General features: G+C 65.3%; 19 protein-coding genes. 11 read left to right on the top strand and 8 right to left on the bottom strand.

Going from position 1 to position 19,630, the window contains the following annotated elements; translation table 11 throughout:
• Positions 1–55 precede the first annotated feature (55 nt).
• A complete protein-coding gene (gene pdxH / locus F600_RS0108885) occupies positions 56–721 on the bottom strand; it encodes a pyridoxamine 5'-phosphate oxidase (RefSeq protein WP_255222413.1) in 666 nt (221 codons plus the stop codon).
• A gap of 85 nt (positions 722–806) precedes the next feature.
• Here pdxH and F600_RS27560 point away from each other — a divergent pair, with 85 nt between their 5' ends.
• Complete coding sequence (locus tag F600_RS27560; RefSeq protein ID WP_018160256.1) at positions 807–1,727, top strand: polysaccharide deacetylase family protein; 921 nt, start codon at positions 807–809, stop codon at positions 1,725–1,727.
• A 43-nt stretch (positions 1,728–1,770) separates the two neighbouring features.
• Positions 1,771–2,895, top strand: coding sequence for a phosphoserine transaminase (gene serC / locus F600_RS0108895; RefSeq protein WP_018160257.1), 1,125 nt, complete (start codon positions 1,771–1,773; stop codon positions 2,893–2,895).
• Positions 2,896–2,946: 51 nt separating this feature from the next.
• Here serC and F600_RS0108900 read toward each other — a convergent pair whose 3' ends face one another.
• A complete protein-coding gene (locus F600_RS0108900; RefSeq protein ID WP_018160258.1) occupies positions 2,947–3,495 on the bottom strand; it encodes a carboxymuconolactone decarboxylase family protein in 549 nt (182 codons plus the stop codon).
• A gap of 85 nt (positions 3,496–3,580) precedes the next feature.
• On the opposite strand from F600_RS0108900, the gene F600_RS0108905 reads away from it, so the two are divergent.
• The 4 genes from F600_RS0108905 to F600_RS0108920 all read left to right on the top strand — a co-directional run bounded on the left by F600_RS0108905 (position 3,581) and on the right by F600_RS0108920 (position 8,141).
• Positions 3,581–4,450: a sigma-70 family RNA polymerase sigma factor gene (locus tag F600_RS0108905; protein WP_018160259.1), complete on the top strand. Its 870-nt coding sequence runs from the start codon at positions 3,581–3,583 to the stop codon at positions 4,448–4,450.
• Between the two features lie 72 nt (positions 4,451–4,522).
• Positions 4,523–6,103 (top strand): HNH endonuclease signature motif containing protein, encoded by a 1,581-nt coding sequence (locus F600_RS27565; protein WP_156024496.1) that lies wholly within the window; start codon positions 4,523–4,525, stop codon positions 6,101–6,103.
• 57 nt (positions 6,104–6,160) lie between these two features.
• Positions 6,161–6,769 carry a PadR family transcriptional regulator gene (locus F600_RS0108915; RefSeq protein WP_018160260.1) on the top strand — a complete coding sequence of 203 codons (609 nt, stop codon included), beginning with the start codon at positions 6,161–6,163 and terminating at the stop codon, positions 6,767–6,769.
• A 169-nt stretch (positions 6,770–6,938) separates the two neighbouring features.
• Positions 6,939–8,141, top strand: a complete 1,203-nt coding sequence (locus F600_RS0108920) for an FAD-dependent oxidoreductase (protein ID WP_018160261.1) — start codon at positions 6,939–6,941, stop codon at positions 8,139–8,141.
• On the opposite strand, the gene F600_RS27570 is transcribed toward F600_RS0108920, so the two are convergent.
• Positions 8,142–9,020, bottom strand: a complete 879-nt coding sequence (locus F600_RS27570) for a helix-turn-helix domain-containing protein (protein ID WP_156024497.1) — start codon at positions 9,018–9,020, stop codon at positions 8,142–8,144.
• A 25-nt stretch (positions 9,021–9,045) separates the two neighbouring features.
• Between F600_RS27570 and F600_RS0108930 the strand changes: the two genes are divergently transcribed.
• Positions 9,046–9,513, top strand: a complete 468-nt coding sequence (locus tag F600_RS0108930; protein ID WP_018160263.1) for a VOC family protein — start codon at positions 9,046–9,048, stop codon at positions 9,511–9,513.
• Positions 9,514–9,561: 48 nt separating this feature from the next.
• Positions 9,562–10,959 (top strand): glycosyltransferase family 39 protein, encoded by a 1,398-nt coding sequence (locus tag F600_RS0108935; protein ID WP_018160264.1) that lies wholly within the window; start codon positions 9,562–9,564, stop codon positions 10,957–10,959.
• Here F600_RS0108935 and F600_RS0108940 read toward each other — a convergent pair.
• Positions 10,956–11,750: a Cof-type HAD-IIB family hydrolase gene (locus F600_RS0108940; RefSeq protein WP_018160265.1), complete on the bottom strand. Its 795-nt coding sequence runs from the start codon at positions 11,748–11,750 to the stop codon at positions 10,956–10,958. The two genes, F600_RS0108935 and F600_RS0108940, sit on opposite strands and share 4 nt — an antisense overlap.
• Before the next feature lie 172 nt (positions 11,751–11,922).
• Here F600_RS0108940 and sepH point away from each other — a divergent pair, with 172 nt between their 5' ends.
• Positions 11,923–12,747: a septation protein SepH gene (gene sepH, locus F600_RS0108945; RefSeq protein WP_018160266.1), complete on the top strand. Its 825-nt coding sequence runs from the start codon at positions 11,923–11,925 to the stop codon at positions 12,745–12,747.
• Positions 12,748–12,810: 63 nt separating this feature from the next.
• Here sepH and F600_RS0108950 read toward each other — a convergent pair whose 3' ends face one another.
• Together F600_RS0108950 and F600_RS0108955 are read right to left on the bottom strand one after the other, a co-directional pair.
• A complete protein-coding gene (locus tag F600_RS0108950; protein WP_018160267.1) occupies positions 12,811–13,104 on the bottom strand; it encodes a DUF2537 domain-containing protein in 294 nt (97 codons plus the stop codon).
• 102 nt (positions 13,105–13,206) lie between these two features.
• Entirely contained in the window at positions 13,207–14,004 is a 798-nt protein-coding gene (locus F600_RS0108955) for a TrmH family RNA methyltransferase (protein WP_018160268.1), read from the bottom strand.
• Positions 14,005–14,071: 67 nt separating this feature from the next.
• On the opposite strand from F600_RS0108955, the gene F600_RS0108960 reads away from it, so the two are divergent.
• A complete protein-coding gene (locus F600_RS0108960; RefSeq protein ID WP_026306327.1) occupies positions 14,072–14,335 on the top strand; it encodes a DUF2530 domain-containing protein in 264 nt (87 codons plus the stop codon).
• On the opposite strand, the gene F600_RS0108965 is transcribed toward F600_RS0108960, so the two are convergent.
• Together F600_RS0108965 and F600_RS0108970 are read right to left on the bottom strand one after the other, a co-directional pair.
• A complete protein-coding gene (locus F600_RS0108965) occupies positions 14,310–16,868 on the bottom strand; it encodes a sacsin N-terminal ATP-binding-like domain-containing protein (RefSeq protein WP_018160270.1) in 2,559 nt (852 codons plus the stop codon). The two genes, F600_RS0108960 and F600_RS0108965, sit on opposite strands and share 26 nt — an antisense overlap.
• Before the next feature lie 121 nt (positions 16,869–16,989).
• Positions 16,990–17,745, bottom strand: coding sequence for a DUF3027 domain-containing protein (locus F600_RS0108970; protein ID WP_018160271.1), 756 nt, complete (start codon positions 17,743–17,745; stop codon positions 16,990–16,992).
• A 204-nt stretch (positions 17,746–17,949) separates the two neighbouring features.
• Between F600_RS0108970 and F600_RS0108975 the strand changes: the two genes are divergently transcribed.
• Positions 17,950–19,617 (top strand): MFS transporter, encoded by a 1,668-nt coding sequence (locus tag F600_RS0108975; protein ID WP_026306329.1) that lies wholly within the window; start codon positions 17,950–17,952, stop codon positions 19,615–19,617.
• The last annotated feature ends 13 nt before the right edge of the window (positions 19,618–19,630 follow it).

Here is a 19,630-nt window from a genome sequence, read left to right on the forward strand (position 1 = left end):
ATCGGCAAGAAGTGGGCTGCGTGTCCCACTTGAGTCGTGCCCATCGAAGGTCGACCTACGGCTGCAGGCGCGTGACGTCCCAACCGTCGGTCGTGCGCGTCAGCCGGATCCGATCGTGGAGGCGGTTCGTGCGTCCCTGCCAGAACTCGACGGTGCGCGGCGTGATCTCGAATCCACCCCAACCGAGCGGACGCGGAATGTCGTCGACTTTCGCGAACCGCTCCTCGACCTGGCTCAATTTCGCGTCGAGTTCAGTGCGAGATCCGATCGGGTTCGACTGCTCGGAAGCCCACGCGCCGAGCCGGGCACCCCGGGGTCGCTGCTCCCAGTACTCGTCGGACACGGCTTCGGGTACTCGACTGACATCGCCACGGAAGGTCACCTGCCGAGCGATCGATGCCCAGACGAAGGTCGCGGAGGCCACCGGACGTGCGGCAAGATGACGCCCCTTGCCCGATTCATAGTTCGTGTAGAAGGCAATGCCGGTGTCGCTCAGGCCCTTACAGAGGACCGTTCGAGTCGCCGGAAGTCCGTCGTCGCCGATCGTCGCCAACACCATCGCGTTGGGTTCGGAGACGCCGCCCTCGATCGCGGCGGCAAGCCAGGATTCGAACATCGGCCGCCACCCGGCCGCGCACGCATCCTCGGTCAACTCCACGGCCGGGCCGGAGTAGTCGACACGCATGTGGGCAAGATCATCGGAATTGCGCGCAGGGGCCACAGCACAACGCTATCCGAGCATTCGCGCGACGTCAGCGAGAGCTTGACCTGCGCGATCAACGTCGGGACCGTATGGTTTTCAACCAGTGAAATCCCCAGACCGACATGACGCAGCGCCGCGCCCGTTCACGCGGCGCGCGTTCCTGTCTGCGGTCACCCTCGGTGGAGCCGTCACCCTGACCGGTTTCGCGGCCAGTAGTCGCGTCACAGCCGAGGCACCCAAGGGCGTCGTGGACGTCGTCTTCGGTTCAGATTCCCCACCGATTCGCTATCCAAACCTGTCCAAGTTCCGGGTCTTGGAAACACGTCAGTCGGCGAAGTACGCAGGTCTCCAGCCGACGGCGTGGGGAACAGGAATTCGCGGGACGGTGTCCAGATTCCAGACGTCGACGCGCCAGATTGCGCTCACGCTCGACGCCTGCGGCGGGCAACGCGGATCGGGATACGACGCCCGCATCATCGCTGCTCTCCGGCAGGATCGCGTCCCGGCGACCCTGTTCCTCAATTCGCGTTGGGTGCAAGCCAACCGGGCGATTGCCGACGACCTGGCGAAGGACCCGCTGTTCACCATCGGCAACCACGGCACCCGCCATGTTCCGCTATCGGTGTCGGGCCGCTCCGCCTACAACATCGTCGGCACTCACTCCGTACAAGAGGCGATCGACGAGGTGTGGGGCTGCCACCAACTGCTCACCGAGATCTCCGGCAAGGAACCGACGTTCTTCCGTTCGGGGACTGCGTTCTATGACGACGTCGCGATCCGAATCGTGTCCGATCTCGGCGAGACCCCGATCGGATTCGCAATCAACGGCGACGGCGGCGCGACGCTCAGTGCGAATGCGGTCATCGCACAAATGTCGAACCCGGCCCCTGGAGCGATCATCATCGCGCACATGAACCAGCCGAATTCTCGGTCCGGTGACGGCGTCGTCGGGGCAATTCGAACGCTGCGCGCCCAGGGTTGGGAGTTTGTCTCGCTGGAGGACAAACAACTCCTGACCGCTTAGCCCCAAGTCCAGCGCTCACCGAACTTCTTAGTACGCTGTGACCATGGCAGATGCAGCATCGCTCCAGATCCCCGCAGACCTCAAGCCGGTCGATGGCCGCTTCGGTTGTGGCCCGTCGAAGGTTCGTCCCGAGCAACTCCAGTCGCTCGTCGACACGGGCGCTTCGGTGTTCGGCACCAGCCACCGCCAGAAGCCCGTCAAGGACGTTGTCGCTCGCGTGCGCGGCGGCCTTCGCGACCTGTTCTCCCTCCCCGAGGGCTACGAAGTCGTCCTGGGCAACGGCGGTTCGACCGCGTTCTGGGATGCTGCCGCATTCGGTCTCATCCGCGAGAAGTCGCTGCACTTGACGTTCGGTGAGTTCTCGTCGAAGTTCGCGTCCGTCGCCAAGGGCAACCCGTTCATCGGTGACCCGATCGTCGTCAAGGCTGACCCGGGCTCGGCTCCGACCCCGGTCTCGGACCCGTCCGTCGACCTCATCGGTTGGGCACACAATGAGACCTCGACCGGTGTCGCACTTGGCGTGCAGCGTCCGGCTGGTTCGGAGAACGCCCTCATCGCGATTGACGCCACCTCGGGTGCCGGCGGTCTTCCGGTCGACATCAACGATGCCGACGTCTACTACTTCGCCCCGCAGAAATGCTTTGCGGCCGACGGCGGTCTGTGGATCGCGCTCATGAGCCCCGCCGCGATCGAGCGCGTCAACGAGATCGGCGCCTCGGGCCGCTGGGTTCCGGAGTTCCTGTCGCTGCCGATCGCACTGGACAACAGCACCAAGGACCAGACCTACAACACCCCCGCGCTGGCAACTCTGCTGCTGTTCGCGAACCAGATCGAGTGGATGAACAGCCAAGGCGGCCTGGACTTCACGACCAAGCGCACCGCGGACTCGTCGTCGCGCCTGTACTCGTGGGCCGAGGCATCCTCGTTCGCGACGCCGTTCGTCACCGACCCCGCGCTGCGCTCGCAGGTCGTCGGCACGATCGACTTCAGCGACGACGTCGACGCCGCCGCGGTGGCGAAGGTCCTGCGCGCCAACGGCATCGTCGACACCGAGCCGTACCGCAAGCTCGGCCGCAACCAGCTGCGCATCGGCATGTTCCCGGCGATCGACCCGTCGGACGTCGAGGCACTCACCAAGTGCGTCGATTGGGTTGTCGGCCAGCTCTGATCCTCAAGTTTTGAAGGCTCGGTCCCATTCGGACCGAGCCTTCAGGCGCTTCTATGGCTGAAGTGCACAAAGCCCGTCGGAGCCGATGTTCAGCCCGATGTTGTTGATGTTGTACAGATGCTCGCTCGCGACGAGCCAGACGATGTCGCAGATTTCGCGCTCGCTGTAATGCTGCGTGAGTTCGGCGAAGGTCTCGGGTTCAACGTGCTTGTTCTCGGTCAGCTCGGTCGCGTAGGCGAGCGCACTTCGCTCCGCATCGCTGAACAGCGGACTCGTGCGCCATGCCCGAATCGCGTCGATCTTCGGGATCAGATGCGGATCACGCTTCTGCGCGAACCAGCGACTGCCGTCCATGCACCACTCGCAGCTGTTGGTGCTGTTGACGCGCGATCGGACGAGTACGGCCAGGTCTGGCGAGATCGTCAGCTTCTTGTCCAGCTGCGAGACCTTTCCGTAGAACTGCCCGAACGCCAGCGGCATGCGCGCCACGAACACGCTGAACGGACTCGGGACCAACCCCATCTGCTTGCGCACAACCGCGAACAGCAGTCGCTTCGCAGGGTTGGTCGGGTTCTCGATGGGAGCAAGGAACGGGGCCATCACATTTCTCCTTTGTGCTTGTCACAAATTCCCGCTCTCGCGGGTCTATCGGGTTGACACTTCGAGGCGAGGGAATGTGACACAAATGCCGGAGAATTCTGAAACCGAATGGCTGACAAACGCATTCGAAGCGCAGCGACCGCGGCTCCGCGGCGTGGCGTACCGAGTACTCGGCTCTCTGACCGACGCCGACGATGCAGTCCAGGAGGCGTGGCTCCGAGTCAGCCGGTCGGACACGGAAGCGGTCGAGAACCTGTCGGCGTGGCTGACGACGGTGGTGGGGCGCATCAGTCTGAACATGCTGCGGGCACGGACCGCTCACCCGAACTTCGAGCTTGATGAGACCCAGCCGAGCCTCGAGTCGACTCCGCAGGAAGAAGCGGTTCTCGCCGACTCGGTCGGACTCGCGCTCATGGTCGTTCTGGATACGTTGTCGCCCGCCGAGAGGTTGTCGTTCGTACTGCACGACATGTTCGACCTGCCCTTCGACGAGATCGCCACGATCGTCGGTCGCACGCCCGACGCGACGCGCCAGCTCGCGTCCCGAGCCCGCCGGCGGGTGCGCGGTGGTGCGGAGTCGCATTCTCCCGACTTCACCCGCCGTCGCCGAGTCGTCGACGGGTTTATCGCCGCCACACGGAGCGGCGACCTAGACGCCCTGATTCGACTGCTCGACCCCGAGGTGACGATCCACGCGGACGCCACCGCTGCGCCCACCGGCCGCGAGATCAGCCTGCGCGGCCGGAAGGCCGTCTCACGCGGCGCACTGGCGTCGACCACCCGCGCCGGAAACGGCGAGGTCGCGATGATCGACGGCAAGCCAGGCATCGTCGTTGCGCCTGGCGGGCACCTGTGGCTCGTCCTCACCTTCGAGATCGAGGGTGACGCGATCACGCACATCGAGGTCGTCGGAGAGGCGGAGCGGCTGGCTGGGTTGACGATCGCGACGGTGTGAACCACCGCAAATTTTGCACATTCCTGCTGGTCAGGGCGCTACTTGTCGGACCCCCGGTATAGAGTCGAATGCGTGTTCGATAGTGATCTCGCCCCTGACACCGACTGCATGACGCTCGACGATCTCGTCCAGCTCGCGCAGGCGGAGAACGCGGCTGCCTGCCGGAAGGCAATGGCCGCGCATGAGTTTTGGGACTGGCAGATCGCGTCAGCTCCCGATCCGGTGGAGGTGCAGTTCTCCGCGATCACCGAGGTCGCGGTCGCGCTCGGGATCTCCAAGCGGGCCGCAGATCTGTTAGTCGAGACCGGCAGTCAGTTGTGGCATCGACTGCCGCTGGTGCACGCGGCGTTCGAAGCCGGGGTCATCGACTACGCGTCGGTGTCGACGATCGTGTCCGTGTTCCGGGACGCGTGCGCCGAGACGATCGACGGTGTCGAGCCGCGCCTGGTTCCGCTGGCGCAACGGTTGACGCCGGGTCCGTTGCGGCGCCGGTTGTGGGCGTTGTGGTTCGAGGTGAACCCGGAGGAAGCCGCTGCCGCGCGTGAGGTGAACCAGCGCGTCAGTCGCACTGTGTACGTCCGGCAGGAGGGCAACGGCCTGTCGTGGCTGTCGGCGTGCATCACTGATCTGGAGGGTCATGAGGCGGATCGGTTGATCAACGAGATCGCCGAAACCGTCTGCCCTAAGGACCCACGCACCCGCAACGCCCGGCGCGCGGACGGACTCATGGCGCTGTTGCATGGGGAAACGGTGTTGGTGTGCCGGTGCGAGGATGCCGACTGCCCCAAAGCGGGAGTCGAGCAACCGACCCGCCGGAAGTTTCTGCTGCAGATCCTGGTGGACATCAAGACGTTGTTGGCGTTGAAGAACGGGGCCGCGACGTTGGATGACGGGACCCCGATCCCGACCGAACTCGTGCGCGAGCTTGCCGGTGATGCGGCGTGGCAGGCGATCTTCGCCGAACTCGCCGCCCTCGCGGACAAGCCCCGGTCGGGGGATTCGCTGCCGCTCGTGGACTGCGGTCGCGTCCGCAAGCCCGCTACCTTGCCGGCAAAGCCGCTGGTGGCACCGCCACGGTCGAACAGTGCCCTGCGATACAAGCCCGACGCGACGGTCGCGGCGGTGGTGCGGGCGATGTACCCGACCTGCACCTTCCCCGGCTGCTGCGTGCCGTCGCGGGACTGCGAACTCGATCACATCAACCCGTTCAACCACGACAACCCGACCCTCGGGGGTTTGACGATCGTGAGCAACCTCCAACCCGTCTGCAAAGCCCATCACCAGCTGAAAACCAAGAAGCTGTGGGGCTGCCGACGCGTGAAATCGGGGGTCCTGTGGACGTCGCCGAACGGGATGACCCGGATCACCAGAGCCGGGCCCTATACGGCGAACCTCGCACCCAACGTCGATCGATTCGAGATCGAACCTGACACTGGCGGCTGGATCCATGCCGACGACCTGGACAAAGAACTCGCCCACCCCACCTGGTGGGAAACCCACATCGGACCCGACACGCCGGGCCCGACGCTCAACGACATCGCCCTCGCGGACGACCCGGCCCAGCAGCAAACACTGCGGTCCTTGAGGAGGCTCTACATGCAACACCGACAAGTAGAGAACCTGCGGGACAAGCTGGCACCTCCGCCGTTCTGACCTCTTGCCACATAAATACTCGTACACGTATATTCGTATACGAATAAGGAGGACGACATGTCGGATCGCAAGGTGAGCAACCTTCTCGCCCTTGCGGTTCTCGCGTGCCTCGCGGAGCGACCGATGCATCGGTACGAGATCGCGTCGGTCCTCAAATCGCGCGGCAAGGACCGCGACATGTCGATCAAGTGGGGTTCGCTCTACACGGTCGTGCAGAACCTTGAACGTCACGGATTGCTCGAAGTCGTCGGCAGTGAACGCCCTACGGCGCGCCCGGAGCGGGTGATCTACCGGATCACCGGGGACGGCCGAGTCGAGCTCGATTCGTGGCTCAAGGAACTGCTGTCGACACCGTCCCGCGATTCGCAGTCCTTCATCGCCGGCCTGTCGATCATGGCGATGCTGCCGCCTGACGACGTGATTTCACTTCTGACGGAACGACTCTCGACGCTGCGCGCAAGAATCGCCGAACGAAGAGCAGCGCTGCAGAATCTGCCCGACGGACTTCCGAGGATCTTCGTCGTCGAGGACGAGTTCGAGATCGCGATACAGGAAGCCGAGGCCCAATGGGTCGAGGAATTCCGCGACTCCCTGGCCTCCGGATCATTCCCTGACCTGGACATGTGGCGCGAGATGCAGAGGAGGTTGGCCACTCCAGACGACTGACCAAAGAAACCAGGCCCGGCGAAGTGCGGCAACACGTCACCGGGCCCGATCCATCACCCTCCCGAACCGGCATCGCTCGCACGAAAACCCGGCCCGAGTCTGGCAACTCAAGGATATCGGGGTACCTCGCGTGCGCGGCCGTTCGGACACCCTCCGAAGGAACCCAACCATGACCGTGAAAACCGCACTCATCATCGGCGGCGGCATCGCCGGACCCGTCGCCGCCTGCGCCCTGCAGAAGGCAGGCGTCGAAGCCCGCGTCTTCGAGGCCTACGCGGGCCCCGCCTTCAATATCGGCAGCACGCTCGGCTTCGCACCGAACGGACTAGCCGCTCTTGACGTCATCGGAGCCGGCGACGCCGTGCGAGCGATCGCATTGCCGATGACGCACACCGTGATGAACCTCGGCCGCAAGTCCGTTCCCCTCCCCGCACTCAAGGACGTGGAACCGCTCCAGGTCGTCGATCGAAGCGACCTCCAGTCCGTCTTGCATGACCACGCAGTCAAGGCCGGGATCGAATTCGAATACAACAAGCGACTCGTCAACGCCGAGGAGAACCCCGACGGAGTCGTCGCGCATTTCGCCGACGGGACCTCGGCGACCGCTGACATCCTCATCGGTGCCGACGGAATCAAGTCGCTCGTGCGCACCCTGATCGACCCGAACGCGCCCGACGCCGAATACACCGGCGTCCTGGGCTTCGGCGCTTATGCCCGAATCGATCGAACTCTGCCAGAGGAAACGATGACGTTCTCCTACGGCAAGAACGCCTACTACATCTACTGGACCCAGCCGGACGGGCGCGTCGGCTGGGGCGCGAATCTGCCGCATCGGTACCTGACCTCGACGCAGGCTCGCGAAATCTCAGCAGTCGATTGGCTGCGAATCCTCGAGGCCACCTACGGCGGAGACAACCCGGCCGGCGAACTCATCGCCGGCACCGATCCCGCGGACCTTGTTGCCATCGGCGGCAACCACATCATGCCGCCGGTTCCGCACTGGCACTCGCAGCGGATGGTTCTCGTCGGCGACTCCGTTCATGCCCCGTCGAACAGCACCGGTCAGGGTGCGTCGCTCGCGATCGAAAGTGCGATCCAGCTCGCGCGGTGCCTGCGCGATATCGACGATCCGACCACCGCGTTCGACACCTACGAGCGCATCCGCCGACCTCGCGTCGAGGGAATCGCCAAGCGCGGCAAGCGGATCAATCAGACGAAGACGATGGGTCCGATCATGCGCCGGACTCTGCCCGTTCTGATGCCGCTGGCCACCAAGATGATGAAGCTCAACGAGGTCATGAGCCGCGAACAGCGCTACGTCATCGACTGGGATTCCCGCGTCGACGAACAGGCGGAGTTGGCCTGGGTCTAATCAGATCCCGCGCTGGTACTCCCCCGGCGTCATTCCGACGACGGCCCGGAATTCGTTCGTGAAGTGCGACTGATCGCTCCACCCGAGCTCGACCGCAAGATCTGCGAAGTCGTCGCGGCCGCGATCGATGTAGCTCATCGCGTCGTGCAGGCGGTATCGCCGAAGCACCCACTTCGGCGATACCCCGACGTAGCGCTGGAAGAGTCGCTGCAGGGTTCGCTCGGCCACCCCGAAGCGCTCGACGACCGATTCGACCGTCGTGAGCGTCGGATCGGCGATGATCCCGGCGACGATCGACATCAGTCGTTCGTACTGCGGATCAGGTTCGGGAACCAGGAGGCGCAGTGCATCGTCCACGATCTTCGCGCGGTCGGCGTCGCTCTCCACCGCGAGCACCCGAGCAAGAAGATCGTCGGCGCCGGGCATGGCCGTCGACATCAGGTCGACCCGGTCTGTCCAGTCCGCCACGTCCACACGGGTAAACGCACCGAAACCACCTGGGCGGAAACGGATACCGAAGGCCCGACCGGACCCCGTGATATCGACGGCGAACTTCCCCGTGATGACTCCGTGAACCAAAGCGGCCGGCATCTCGAAGCCGAAGCGCGCAACCGAGCCCGACTCCAGCGACAGCGTCACCACCGGGTGCGGGACAACGCGCGACACCATCGGAAACTCGTCGCCGACATCCCATCGGACCGTCCAGTAGTACTCGATCCACGGAGCGAGCTCGGCCGCACAAGGCAGACGATCGACACGCGCGAACCGCTGGAGCCGTTGCGGCTGCACGATCCCGGATTCGGTTCCCGTCGCCGGCCAGCGGGCGTCCGGCGGCAAGGAGCGAGCCGCGGGACGTGACGGGTTTTTCCAAGACTCCACGACACCATGCTGGCAGGTTCGAGGTATGACAGTTCAACCGATTCCCACCGGCTACACGAGTCTCACCCCGTTCTTCGTCTGTTCCCCCGCCATCAAGGCCGTCGACTTCTACACGAACGTCTTCGGCGGGACCGTGGTCGCTCGCAACGACCTCCCGGACGGCACCGTCGCCCATTGCGAACTGCAATTTCCCACCGGCCGAATGCAATTGGGCGATCCCGCACCTGCCCACAACCTCATTGCGCCCACTGGCGACGACAACGTCAGCCGCTCGACCGTGCTCTACTGCGACGACGTCGACAAGGTCTACGCGGCCGCCGTCGAGGCCGGTGCCAAGGGCTATGGCGAACCGAGCACGTTCGTCACCGGCGACCGTTACGCCGCGATCCTCGATCCGTTCGGTCACCGCTGGGCGATCATGACCCGCGTCGAGGATGTTTCCGAAGAGGAAGCAAAGCGACGAGTCGACGAGTGGCTCGCCAGCCAGAGCTGACAATCGTGCACAATCCGTCGGGTAACGAAACTCGACGGAGGCGCGCGCTTGACGACCGCACTGCAGGAACGCGTGGGCGCACGGTCTCGCACGTGGCTTCTCGCCACTTTGAGCCTGTGCACCTTCGCGGCCCTGACGGTCGTTCAGATTGTCGCGTGCTGGCGATACCCCAGCGACTATGACGAGGGTGTCTACCTCCAGACGCTGCGCGCGGTCGCGGACGGATTCGAACCGTATCGCGATGTGTTCCTTGCGCAGCCACCGGTTTTCATCGATCTAGCGCTGCCGTTCGGCGCGGGCATCGTCGCGGCCCGGCTGACGGTCGTCGCGTTCTGGGCAGCAGCGATTATTGGCATCTACGTCGTGGGCAGCCTGCATTCGAAGAAGTCCGTGGGCCTTCTCGCGGCGGCGCTTCTCGCCCTCGATCCGCTGTTCCTCAACGCCGGCAGAACGCTGCAGGCCGAGGTGCCGGCACTGGCACTGGCGATCTGGTCGATAGCTGCGGGGCTTTACGCGGTTCGACACTCGCGACCGGCGACCCGGCTGACCACCGCCGCGCTCTGCGGAACGCTCTTCGCTCTGGCGGTAGCAACAAAGTTCATCGCTGCTCCCGCGTTGGTCCCGCTCATCGTGATCGCTGTGCGCAATCGGCCGATCGATCGCCGGGTGGTGCTCAGCGCGCTGGCCGGCGCAGTGGCCACGACCGCCCTCGTCCTCGGCCGCTTCGCCGACAGCCTCGCGGCGTTCTATGACCAGACCGTCCGCTTCCATCAGCAGGCTCAAGCGGGGTTCGGCGGCAACCACACAGCCCGCCTGGACATGTGGCTGACGGCCCTGCACGACCCGCTGATCAGCGCGGGAGTCATCGGATTCGTCATCGCGGCGGCACTGAGCTGGCGGTCAAACATGCTGCCGCTCAGCTGGTTCGGCGCCACGGCGGCTGCCCTGCTCGTACTCGCCCCGCTCTGGGAGCACCACTTCGCCGCACTCGCCCCGGCTGCGAGCCTGCTCCTCGCGACCCTGATCGCCAGCGCGGCCCGATGGTCGAAACAATGTGCCGTCATTGCCGTCGCGGTGATGACCGTCGCTGCCGGATCCGCCAGCGTCACGGCCTTCCACTCGGACGATCCGTACCCGCGATGGGCCATGACCGAACTCGAGCGGGTGACCGCTTCCGAACGCTACATCGTCACCGACGATCAATTTCTTGCGTCGAAACTCGGACTGCGAGTTCCTCCCGAACTGGTCGACACGTCGCTCGTCCGGATCGAAACGGGCTACCTGACGCTTGAACAGGTGACCGGGGCAATGACGCGCCACAAGGCGCAGATCGTCATCCTCACGAGGGGCCGCCTCCGGTTGGTGCCCGGGTTCGTCGGGTGGATCAAAGCCTCGTGCACGCCGGTGTCGGGACTGCTGGTGGCCCGGGTCTTCTCCTGTCGCTAGCTGAGCAGGTCCCGGAGCACGGTGATGACGCCCTGCTCAGTGTTCGACGGCGCCCGCCAGCGCGCGCGTTCCAACACCGCCGGGTGCGCGTTCTCGACGGCATAGGAATGCTCCGCGGCGTCGAGCATCTCGAGGTCATTGAGGTAGTCGCCGAACGCGACTGTCTGCGCAGGCGTGATCCCGAACTTCTCCTGCAGCGCCTTGACCGCGTGCCCCTTGTTCACATCGCTCGCCATCAGGTCGATCCAATGCTCGCCCGACACGACCACCTGATGGGTCTCCCGGAATTGCTCGAGCCGAGGCGCGGTTGAGGTTTCCGCATCGGCGAAGTCGTAAATCGCGATCTTGAGTATCTGATCGTCGACGGCCAGCACATCGTCGACGTGTGCGAGTTTCACGTAGTACTGATTCGCCTCATCGAGAAATGCCTGGTCTGTCCGCTCGACGTACGCCGACTTCTTTCCACACACCACGATGCCGATGTCGTAGCTCTCGTCGAGGGTTCTCAGGGCCGTGACGACCGCGCGGACAAAACCCGGATCAAGGGTCGAGGACGTCAACTCGGCGTCATCGACGACGACATACGCGCCGTTCTCTGCGATGAACGCCAAACCATCGGTGACCTGCTCGAACAGCGTCGACAGCGTCGCGTACTGGCGCCCACTCGCGGGCACGAAGAGAATCCCGCGACGACGCATTTCATCGAGGACTGGCCAGAACTCATCCGGCACGTGACGCTGCTCATCGAGCAGAGTTCCATCCATGTCGGAGACGACGAGGCGAAGGTCCATTAACACACTGCATCCCGCGAAATCGCAAAACGCAAATCAACTATCTAAGCCGACACTCCACCGATTTCTCGATCTTGTGCGAATCCTCGGCGTGTTGAACGAGTCGCAGGTCACAGATCGGTTACTGTCCGAAATCAAAGGCGACCAGTGCGGCATAAGTCGGAGGCTAGTCATGCAGGAACTCAAGGTAGTGGGCATCGCGTCCGGAGGCCGCTACGTCACACTCGCGGACCCGCACTCGGGCAACGAGTTCCGCATCGCCGTCGATGACAAGTTGCGCGCCGCGGTCCGCGGTGATGTCGCATTCTTCGGTCGCACCGAGATCGAGGCCGAAGAGACGCTTCGCCCACGCGACATCCAGGCCCGCATCCGTGCCGGCGCCTCGGTCGAGCAGGTTGCCGCGATGACCGGAATGCAGACCTACCGCATCGAGAGCTTCGCCTACCCCGTGCTCCTCGAGCGCAGCCGGGCCGCCGAATCTGCCAAGAAGGGCCACCCGATCCGCGAAGACGGTGGAATCACCAAGGGCTCCGTCGAGGCGATCGTCAAGGCCGCCTTCCGCGCACGCGGACTCGACATGGAAACCGCAACGTGGGATGCCTGGAAGGGCACCGACGGCCAGTGGGTTCTGCAGCTGCAGTGGCAGTCCGGCCGCACCAGCAACGCCGCGCATTGGAAGTGGCAGAGCGACGCGCACGGCGGCACCATCACCGCTCTCGACGAGATCGCTGCCGGTCTCGTGAACCCGGAGCAGAGCCGCCCGATCCGCGGACTCACCGCTGTTCGCGAGCAGGAGAAGGCCGACGAGCCGGTGCAGGAAATGCTCATCGCCGAAGACATGGTCGTCGAGGACCTCGAGGTCTTCGAGATGGCCGAGGATGAGGTCGCCGCTCCGGCACCGATCAAGCGCCCGGCAGCCAAGTCGAAGAAGAACACACCGTCCATGCCCAGCTGGGACGAAGTTCTCCTCGGAGTCCGCAGCGCGGGCAACGAATAAGTACTTCTCAAAGGGGAGGGGCTCTGTGCGTGCACAGGGCCTCTTCCCCATTTCGGGGTTACGTCAGCCGGCAAACAGCGCCGAGAAAATGAGTGCCCCACACGCCGCCGCGACTCCCCCGGCGATCCCGTAGACGACCCACCGCGCAACCGGTCGCTCGCGGAACCGCCACACGGTCGGGGCGCTGCCGCCGATGATCACGGCCAGCAACACGATCGCCAGCCACGGACTGATTTCGATGAGCGACGCAGCGAACGCATACATTCCGACCATTGCCAGGCCGAAGGTCAAGGCCGTGACGACCGAACCGGTTACCCACGTCGGCGACGGCTTCTCGAGGTCGGGTGGATAGCTCACAAATCCATGCTAGTGCGGTCGGCGCGGTCCGTCGGACCCTCCGCTCCTCGCTGCGTTCCTCGCTTCGCTGCGGTACTCGCTCCGTATGCTCACGCCCTCCTCCTACCGCGAGCGCTCGTAGAAGGCCACCGCCGCCGCTGTTGCGACGTTCAGCGAATCGGTTCCGCGCGACATCGGGATACGCGCACGAACATCGCTCGCCCGCATCGCTTCGGCGGTCAGGCCCGGACCTTCCGCGCCGAGCAGCAGCGCGACCTTCTCCCCCGTCATGGCCCGGGATAGCGGCGGAGCCGTCTTGTCCGGCGTCAGCGAAACGATCTGAAAGCCGCTGTCCCGCAGTAACTGCAGACCGTTCGGCCAATCCGGTACCGACGCGAACGGAACACGCAGGACATGCCCCATCGAGACGCGCACCGAGCGCCGATACAGCGGGTCCGAGCATCGATCGCCGAACAACACCGCCGACGCACCGAGCCCTGCCGCGTTGCGGAAGATCGACCCGATGTTCTCGTGATCATTGACCCCCTCGAGCACCGCGACCGTCGTCGCGTCGACCAAGGCCTCGGCGACGGTCAACGGCTCCGGTCGGTGCGCGACGGCAAGGACGCCACGGTTGAGGTGGAACCCGACGATGTGCGCCATCACCTCGGCCGTCGCGCGGAAGTACGTCACGTCGAGATCCGTTAGGACGCCGTGAAGTTCGCTCAATCGCCGGTCGACGCCGAGCAGTGCATGCGGCCGGAACCGGGAACGTGCCATCCGCTCGACAACCCAGACACCCTCAGCGACGACGAGTCCCTGTCCGCCGGGGCGATCCGGACGTCGGTCGGAGTTGCTGAGGTCGCGGAAATCATCGACGCGGGGGTCGGCCGGGTCCTCGATGTCGACGATATGGGCCACCGACACACGATATCGACCGGCTACCGGTTGGCAGACGGGCATACCGTGGCCGAAGTATCCTGTGACTGTGTCCGAGCAGGAGGTTCCCCAGATTCCGAAGCGGTTGACCGACCCGCGCCCGGTTCTGGCGATCGGAACTCTGCTGTGGGCTATCGCAACTGCGGTGGTGTGGGCCAGCGGCGACCTCTGGATGGACGCCCGCCCGACATGTCTCATGGGAATGGCGCTCGGCGGCGTCGGCTACCTCATGTTCACGGTCCAGCGCCGGAGTGCCCGCCTCGGGAAAAAGGGCGCTCAGCAAGGACTCATCGACGTCGACAAAGGTTTGTGACGCCGGCTTCGTCGACCCATTCGCGAACGCTGAACGTGCCGTCGACCGCTCCACTGACCTTGACGACGAGGTCGTCGTGCACCACGACGGGTCCGCTCGGTAGGTCGATCCCACGGGCGACGGCGTCGAGAACGAACTCCGGCTCATTCGCCCACAACGTCTTTACGCCGGCCGAAACGATCTGCGCCGAAACGACATTCGAGGCCAACGGCAGATCAAGAAGGTGTGCAAGTACACCCGCAGTCGACAAACCACTGACGACGAGACGAGAAGCCGGCACCACGCTCGCGAGCCACGGCTGATCGAGCACGATCGCATCGTCGGCGTTGACGAGCGAACCATCAATCGCGCGAACTCGGTCCGGCAGGTGAATGTCCATGGGCTCGAGGCGCCCCTCGGCCACCGCCGTCGCGAGGACGGTGTGCACTCGCACGATCGCGGCTGGGTTCGGCGTGCGACTCTCGTTCGCCAACCGGTCCACGAGCAATTGCGCGAAGTCCGCATCCAGATCGTCGAGGGAGGCGAGGAGCGCTGGTACGACGACCACCCCCGGATATGGATCGAGCAGCCCGGCGAGAACAGGATCGCGGGGATCGCAGAATGCACCCAGACGTCGGTCCCCGATCACACCATGGTTCCGCAGCCACCACGCCGTGTAACCCGCACGATCCGCGACGATCGATGCCGTTTCCGGATCGTTCGCCAAGACCGAGATGGCTTCTTCCCAGGCGGTGTCATCGATGAGATCGAGGTCGCGAACCGCGGCGAGCGTCTCGGGTTCGTCGGCGCACTGTGCCCACCACTGTTCCTCGTCCGGCAGTTCGTGGTCGGGACCGGTGGGGCTCTCGTCGCGAACGACGAGGAATGACCATCCCACACCCAGCTTGCGCAACACCCCCGCGCCGAATCTGTGCACGAGGTCGTCCGCGACGGTCCCGAACGGCGCGTCCACGCTTAGGAGCGATCGCAGCGGCGCGTCGGGCAGGAGCAGCTCGTCGGCCGGTCGGTGGTCTCCGTCGTCGTCGGCGAGTTCGACAAGTCCCAGCCACGTCGGCAGCTCCTCATCGGCCACCGCCGCGGCCAGCACCAGCACGACGTCGGCAACGTCTTCGCCGTCGAGAACCAGCTGCTCAAGCGCCGGATCGCTCAGCAGACCGGCGGCATTCACCGGCGCGGCACCAAGTCTCGCCAACAGGGGATGCGCCGCATCCGGGTGCACGAGCCGAGCCCAATGCACATTGGCGAGTGCCGGGTCGTCGGGTAGATCGCTCGGTAGCAGAGTCGTCCGCGGTCCCGTGACGGTGCGGCCGTCGGCGAGCGGCACCGGCAGGCCACCGAGCTCCTCAACTGCGACTGCATCGACGACCAGCGGCTCGACGGAGTCGTAAAGTCTTCTCCACCAGCCGGGTTCGCGGTCGAGACCGGACAGAAGGTCGGCCAGCCGCGCGAGACCGACTTCGTGCGCGCCGACCGCGCGCAGCGCCGCAAGCTGGTGGCGACCGGAAAGATCTGCGGCGATGAGGCCATCAACGGTATCGGCGAGTACGTCTTCCAGTTCCGCGGACAGTCCCGGCAGAACGACGGCACGCCCAGGCCGAACCGGATCGTCACTGCCGACAACCGGTAGCCAAGCGCTGGTTTGAAGCTGTTGGAGAGCCGCCTCGCGCAGGAGCGCGTCGATGTCGCCGCGGGCAAACCTCGCGCGTGGCACGACCACGAGCCGATCCTCGGAAGGAAGCGCCGCGGCGAATTGTCCGTACCCGTCCATGAGGTGCTCGACCCGCGAGCCGGGCAGAATCCGGCGGCGATCCGGCTGGAGCGACGGGGAACCGATGACAATCACCGGCAGCGTCAGTTCTTCGTCGGAGCGGGTAGGCGCGCGGAGAACGTCGGGCGCCGACGCCACCGGCCGCCCGGCGATAATGGGCAACAACCATCGGGCATGTGGGCCGACGAATTGCCACCACACGCGGTCCGCGATGACGACTTCGGTCAGACCGTTCCCGAGAGCCCGCTCGCGACGTTCGAATGTCTGCCCATCGACGGTTATCGAGGCGATAGACGGCAATTCGAGCAGCAGATCGAACACCTGATCCGTGAACTGGCGCAGGAGGTTTCGAGCGCCGCCACGGACGTCGTGCAGCACAACCTCGGTGGCAAAGCCGGTTCGGACGGCGGCGTCCGACGGCCAGGCCAACCGCAGAACCGGCACCTTCTCGGCCGTGATTCCCACGGCCGAGAGCTCACTCTTCGTCAACGCCGCCGAGAACCGGACCGAACCCGACTGTGAACGAATTTCGACGTCGTCGCTCACGCTCAGGACCGACGTGAACCCGACGCCGAAGCGACCGACCGAATCCACGTCTTTGCGGGATGCGCGCAACGATGCCAGCGATTCGACGCCGGTTCGGTCAATCGGTTCGCCGGTATTGGCGACATGGACAGACTCGCCATCGGCCCACACCGACACGACGCCGGCAACACCGGCACGGTTCGCCGCATCGGCCGCGTTCTGGACAAGCTCGGTGAACACACGGTCCCGATAGCCCCCGCGGACGTGGTCGGCTTCGGTAGCCGCGTCCTCGATCAGCCGCGTCGGCGACCGTCGCCACGCGTCAAGGAGCGCTACGCGCAGCTCGGCGGTGCCGAACGGGTCACTCAGCTGGAGCTGCTTCGACCGGCGCCTCTACCGCAGCCCGCGGTTCGATCTCCACGAGCTCGATCGCTGCGTCGTCGAATGGCTCGAACGCCGGAGAGCCCATTCCGGTCGGCGCGGCGACGTCGCTGTGCGCGCCGCATCCGTAGCTGAAGTGGACGACGTGTCCGTCGGCCGACATCGAGTTGCAGCAGACACCGAAGACGCCGTGCAGTGCACCGGCGAGCGGGGTGAAGAATCCACACAGGCCGCAGATGGACGGTGCGGACTTCGCCATGTCGGAGTTCGGGCCGTAGTCGCCGTCGTACCAACGCTGAGCAGCGTCGAGGCGACCTTCAAGGCTGAGCACCTGACGGCGGCCCAGTCCGGACTCGTAGGCCACGTCGTCGATCTCCGGGTCGCCGGTGGCAGCGAAGCCGGGGACGAGTCGCGGGTCGTCGGGCGCCGGCGCGAGAAGGTCGCCCGGAGACAGATCGCCCGGCTGCACGCGCTGGTCCCACGGCAGCCATTCCGGCGCGATGAGGGCATCTGGTCCAGGCAGGAGTGCCGACTCGCTGACGGTCACCGCACTCGAACCAGTCACGGCTGCCACGACGACGGCCCACTGCCAGCCGCGGTAGCCGGACATCGTGCACGCGAAGTGATGGGTGGCGGAAACCTCGTCCTCAGCGGTCACGCCGAGGTGTTCGCCCACACCGTCGGCGCCGACGTCTGCCAGCGCAGCACGCGCGACGGCAGCACCAGACTCCAGCATGGACCAGGTCGTCGGCTCTGCCGTAGCAGTGGACTCAGGAGTAGCAGCGCTCACGTCTACCCATTTTGCCGCATGAATCGTCCGGCGTAGTCGCTGGACGGCGATTCGCACGAAGTTGCTTCATCTCACGGCACACCCGCCCCAATCCCGGCGCTCAGACATGTCCCTGTCGTACTCGATGCGGTCATGCGCAAGAATGGGGTCGTGGCTGGCCGACCTCCGGATTTCGATTCTCACGGACAGCACCCTGGCTACCACCAGTACCCGCCGTATTCTCCGGACTTCGAGGAACGTCCGCGCGGACCGCAGCAACGCCCGGTGCAACCCGAAGCCCACGAGACCCCCTACGACCAATTCGAGCCGAACGAACCGATTCGTTCGGCTGGTCGCCCGCGGGAGGAAGCCCCACGCGACGTGAACTCGAATCCAGGCGAACCGCGGATGCCCAAGAAGCTGACGGTGACCCGCGTCGCCGCCTTCCGCAGCCGCGAACTCACCAATAAGGGCATCGAGTCATTCTTCCGGGCCGCCAAGGCGGACGGCGCCGACAAGTCCGGTCTGACTGCCCTGACCTACGCCGTGATGGCGAACTTCGCGACCGACGCGGCCATGGCAGTCGCCCTCGCGAACACTCTCTTCTTCTCCGCCGCGACCGGCGAGAAGGAACCTGTCGCTCTGTTCCTTCTCATCACGCTCGCACCGTTCGCACTGATCGCGCCGCTCATCGGCCCCCTGCTGGACCGACTCCAGCACGGTCGTCGCATCGCGCTCGCGGCATCGTTCGGGGCGCGGATCCTGCTGGCCGTGATCCTGGTGTTCAAGTTCCACAGCTGGCTGCTCTATCCGGCCGCGCTCGGCATGATCATCATGAGCAAGTCGTTCTCCGTGCTCAAGAGTGCGGTCACACCACGTGTTCTCCCGCCGGACATCGACCTCGTCCGCGTGAATTCGCGGCTGACGGTCTTCGGTCTCATCGGCGGGACGATCGGCGCGGGAGCCATCGCCGCCGGTCTATCGGTTCTCGGCGGGGCCCTCGGATTCGATCGCTCCGCCGGAGCCCTGTGGTTCGCGGTCGTCCTCGCCGCGACCGGATGCTTCCTGAGCCTGCGGATTCCGGCGCACGTCGAGGTCACCGAAGGCGAAGTTCCTGCGTCGCTGAGGTACCACGGCGACCCACAACACACGGGGCCGCTGCACTCCCCCGGCGGCACCGGAATCGCGCCGAGCAAGCGTCGCCAGCCCTTCGGCCGGACCGTCGTCGCCGGTCTGTGGGGCAACGGGACCATTCGCATCGTCACGGGATTCATCACCCTGTTCGCGGCGTTCGTCGCCAAGACGGGCGAGGGCTTCTGGGGACAGGCACTCGTTCTCGGCGGCCTTGGCGCGGCGGCCGGTATCGGAAACTTCGCGGGCAATGCCGCGGGAACCCGCATCAAGCTCGCCAATCCGCCGTTGACCATCGTCTACTGCGTGACCGCGGTCGCCGCGTGCTGCCTGCTCCCGGCTCTCGCGGACAACCTCGCCACCGCGGCCCTGGCCACGCTCGTCGCGTCGGGTGCGAGCGCGCTGGCGAAGGTATCGCTGGACGCCTGCATCCAGGACGACCTCCCCAGCGAATCGATCGCCTCCGGCTTCGGCTGGTCGGAGACAGTGATGCAGCTGAGCTGGGTCATCGGCGGCGCGATCGGCGTCTTCCTGCCGACGAAGTGGTGGCTCGGCTTCACTGTTATCACCGTCATCGCGGCCATCGGTAGCCTGCAGACCTTCCTCACGTACCGTGGAAAGTCGATTCTTCCCGGCCTCGGCGGTCGTCGTCCGGTGCACCCGCACCAAGAGGTCGCCGATCGCGAACTACAAGGTGGTGTCCACTGAACCTGTCGCCCCG

Source organism: Smaragdicoccus niigatensis DSM 44881 = NBRC 103563 (genome assembly GCF_000380645.1).
GTDB classification, from domain to species: domain Bacteria; phylum Actinomycetota; class Actinomycetes; order Mycobacteriales; family Mycobacteriaceae; genus Smaragdicoccus; species Smaragdicoccus niigatensis.

What these genes read in the sequence shown, in the direction of transcription:
- serC (WP_018160257.1), top strand. Translation starts at nt 1,771, where the DNA reads ATGGCAGATGCAGCATCGCTCCAGATCCCCGCAGACCTCAAGCCGGTC.
- F600_RS0108900 (WP_018160258.1), bottom strand. Translation starts at nt 3,495, where the DNA reads ATGGCCCCGTTCCTTGCTCCCATCGAGAACCCGACCAACCCTGCGAAG.
- F600_RS0108905 (WP_018160259.1), top strand. Translation starts at nt 3,581, where the DNA reads ATGCCGGAGAATTCTGAAACCGAATGGCTGACAAACGCATTCGAAGCG.
- F600_RS0108915 (WP_018160260.1), top strand. Translation starts at nt 6,161, where the DNA reads ATGTCGGATCGCAAGGTGAGCAACCTTCTCGCCCTTGCGGTTCTCGCG.
- F600_RS0108920 (WP_018160261.1), top strand. Translation starts at nt 6,939, where the DNA reads ATGACCGTGAAAACCGCACTCATCATCGGCGGCGGCATCGCCGGACCC.
- F600_RS0108930 (WP_018160263.1), top strand. Translation starts at nt 9,046, where the DNA reads ATGACAGTTCAACCGATTCCCACCGGCTACACGAGTCTCACCCCGTTC.
- F600_RS0108940 (WP_018160265.1), bottom strand. Translation starts at nt 11,750, where the DNA reads ATGGACCTTCGCCTCGTCGTCTCCGACATGGATGGAACTCTGCTCGAT.
- sepH (WP_018160266.1), top strand. Translation starts at nt 11,923, where the DNA reads ATGCAGGAACTCAAGGTAGTGGGCATCGCGTCCGGAGGCCGCTACGTC.
- F600_RS0108970 (WP_018160271.1), bottom strand. Translation starts at nt 17,745, where the DNA reads ATGCTGGAGTCTGGTGCTGCCGTCGCGCGTGCTGCGCTGGCAGACGTC.